This is a genomic window from Novipirellula sp., from assembly GCF_041583735.1.
In the GTDB taxonomy this organism is placed as follows: domain Bacteria; phylum Planctomycetota; class Planctomycetia; order Pirellulales; family Pirellulaceae; genus Novipirellula.
On sequence record NZ_JBFHFD010000858.1, the window covers coordinates 1 to 3,078 of the forward strand.

Genomic DNA, 3,078 nt, shown 5'->3' on the forward strand with positions numbered 1-3,078 from the left:
ATTTGGCGGATGTGTCAAACCAAAGATTTGCCCGTTCGTGACTGGGTGCGATTGGCGGTTAGCCGGGCTCGCGCGACCGGTTCGACTGCGATCTTCTGGCTTGATGAAAATCGTGCTCACGATGCAAACTTGATCGCCAAGGTCAAAGAGTATCTGCCGTCACACGATACTTCGGGACTGGATATTCAAATCATGTCACCCGTCGATGCGACCCGTTTGTCGTGCCAACGAGCGAAGGATGGGCTCGATACGATTTCAGTGACCGGCAACGTGCTGCGTGATTACCTGACCGATTTGTTCCCGATTTTAGAATTGGGAACGAGTGCGAAGATGTTGTCGATCGTTCCACTGTTGGCGGGCGGCGGATTGTTTGAAACCGGAGCGGGCGGATCGGCGCCAAAGCATGTTCAACAGCTGCTCGAAGAGAATCACTTGCGTTGGGATTCACTTGGCGAGTTTTTGGCGTTGGCAGTTTCGCTGGAAGACCTTGGCGGAAAAGCGGACAACCAAAAAGCCTTGGTGCTGGCGGAAACCTTGAACGAGGCAACGGGCAAGTATTTGTCGGAGAACAAATCACCGTCGCGTAAAGTCAACGAGATCGACAATCGCGGCAGCCATTTTTATCTGGCGCTGTATTGGGCCGAAGCACTTGCTGCACAAGACAAGGACGCGGAGCTGAAGTCGCAGTTTCAGTCGCTTGCAGCAACCTTGTCGGATCAAGAGGCGAAGATTGTCGACGAGTTGAATTCGGTGCAGGGCAAGGCGGTCGACATCGGTGGTTATTACCAACCCGATTGCAAGAAGGCCAGCGACGTGATGCGACCGAGTGCCACGCTGAACGCCGCAATCGACGAGCGAGTAACGTCGTAGTCGAAATGTGGAATCGGCTTCTCGCCTGTCATTGGTCCTCCCCAAACCAAATTTCGGTTGTGAGCCGTGGGCCGTAAGGCACCGGGTAAGGCACCGGGTAATGCACGGGACCCGGCCGCTCACGCGCGAGCGGCTCACTCAATCGACAAGCCGACCGAAACGAGTACCCCAAACTTCGCCATGCTGACTTTGATTCGATGTCTCGGCTTCCCACTTGCCTTGGTGTTCATGTTGTTGACGGTTTCACTTGGCAGTTTTGCGAGTGAGCCGGTTCGTGCCAAAGTCGTCTGTTTTGGGGACAGCATTACCAAACGAGGTTACTCGGACATTTTGGCGCCGCTGTTGGGGGTCGATGCAATCAACGCCGGTGTCGGTGGCAACACAACGACGCAAGCGCTGCGGCGAATGAACCAGGATGTATTGTCAAAAGATCCCGATGTGGTGGTGATCTTTTTCGGCACCAACGATAGCCGCGTCGACAACGCGAAAGTCCATGTGCCGCTGGATCGCTACTCGGCGAATCTGCATGAAATGATCGATTCGTGCGAGAAACAACAGGCACAGGTGGTCTTGTGCACTGTTCCTCCGATCAATCACGAGCCCTATTTCACGCGTCACGACAAGGCGGTGTTTGATCGCGCCGGCGGGCTGGATCGATTGCTGCAACAGTATCGCGAAGCGGTATTACAAGTGGCCCGTGAACGGAAGGTGGCGGTCGTCGATCTGAATCAGATATTGTTAGACGAGCCAAACTGGCTCAGCCCCGATGGGGTGCACCCGTCGCCTGAGGGTGTTGCGATTTTGGCAAAACATATCGGCAAAGCGGTCCGCCCTCTGATCCTGGACCGCTAACCCCTTCGACTGAGAAATAGACTTGGGGTCGTCTTTCGCTTGGAACGTCGATTTGATAAGTGACGCATTTGTTTTTCTAACTCAAGTACGTTGTTGGGAATCTAGAAAAACGGTCGCTCACTTTTAATCGCGGCGGCGCTGATCGCCTAATTGATTAAACCAATAATCGATCAAACCAAGCCGAGCGCCATCATCAGCGTCAGCTTGTCTTGCAGACCGACCAACCGCTTGGTCGCTCGGCCACGTGTGAACACGATCAGCGTTGGCAGTGAAGTGACTCGGTGCTCGTTCGCTAAATCGCTGTTGGCCTCGGTGTCGACTTTGACCACCTTGTAGCGGCCTTTGGCCTCCGAATGCAACTGATTCAGTTGCGGAGCCATTTTTCGGCAGGGGGCGCAGCGATCGGAATAGAAATCGACGAGCACCGGGACGTTGGCATCAAGCACTTCGCGATCAAACGTCGATTCCGTCACTTTCTTGACCATCGCGAAACCTTACTTCTGCAACGAGATGTTTTTGAAGCGGACGGTCATCGGCGGACCAACGTGCAATTGCAAAGCGATCACACCATCGGACGAGGATTTTTCGGATTGCTCGTCAATCACTTCGGCGGTCATCGTGCCGTTGATGAAGTGTTGCAGTCGGTTGCCCTTGGCGACGACACGAAATTCATTCCACTGGCCAGGGTGAATCGCGTTGGCGAGCTCTTTGCCATCGGCAAACGTTTCATCTTGCTTCTTGCCGTCCGCGGTGATGGTGACCCGATGTCCACGCTGAGCCAAGATGCCGCGGCCCCGTTCTTCGTACAAAATGCCAGCGAATCGATTGGTAAAATCGATGTCGGCTTGATACCCCCCTACGATGAATTTGGCTTCATCGACGATCTTGCTGCGGTACTGGATCCCCGAGTTGCCCGCTTCGATTTTGAACCAGACGGTCAGTTCAAAGTTTTCAGGGACGTCTCCCTTCCAGATCAAGAAGGTATTGGCGTCGATCGGGTTGGCTTCGGTCGTGCGGCCGACAATTTGGCCGTCTTCGACACTCCACAGATCCTCGCGGCCTTTCCAGCCATCGATGCTTGTGCCGTCAAACAGTACGGTCGAGTCAGCGGCGGCCTCGGTCGTTTGGGGCTCTTCTTCGGCAAACGCGAAAGAGGGGGCCAACAGAAGGGTCGTGAACAAACAGGCTGCAAATCGTTTCATGGGGGTGTCTCTCGTTAGGTTCCAATGCCATCGACGGTGTTCCAAAAGCCACCTCGGCTATGGTCAAACCGCAATTTCGTTCCGCGGAATGATTCGTCGAACCCGCGTATTGTATTCCAAACGCAGTGCCCGTGAACATAAGTCGCAACGGGCC

4 protein-coding genes are annotated in these 3,078 nt (G+C 54.5%); 2 read left to right on the forward strand and 2 right to left on the reverse strand.

The window, feature by feature from the left end:
- Together ABX962_RS33785 and ABX962_RS33790 are read left to right on the forward strand one after the other, a co-directional pair.
- The coding region (locus tag ABX962_RS33785) for an NADP-dependent isocitrate dehydrogenase (RefSeq protein ID WP_372726070.1) at positions 1-870 on the forward strand (870 nt) is incomplete at its 5' end.
- Positions 871-1,050: 180 nt separating this feature from the next.
- Entirely contained in the window at positions 1,051-1,722 is a 672-nt protein-coding gene (locus ABX962_RS33790) for an SGNH/GDSL hydrolase family protein (protein WP_372726071.1), read from the forward strand.
- A 170-nt stretch (positions 1,723-1,892) separates the two neighbouring features.
- On the opposite strand, the gene ABX962_RS33795 is transcribed toward ABX962_RS33790, so the two are convergent.
- The gene (locus ABX962_RS33795; RefSeq protein ID WP_372726072.1) at positions 1,893-2,207 is read right to left on the reverse strand and encodes a thioredoxin family protein; all 315 of its coding nucleotides are present in this window, start codon (positions 2,205-2,207) and stop codon (positions 1,893-1,895) included.
- Between the two features lie 9 nt (positions 2,208-2,216).
- Positions 2,217-2,924 carry a DUF1080 domain-containing protein gene (locus ABX962_RS33800; RefSeq protein WP_372726073.1) on the reverse strand — a complete coding sequence of 236 codons (708 nt, stop codon included), beginning with the start codon at positions 2,922-2,924 and terminating at the stop codon, positions 2,217-2,219.
- Between the last annotated feature and the right edge of the window lie 154 nt (positions 2,925-3,078).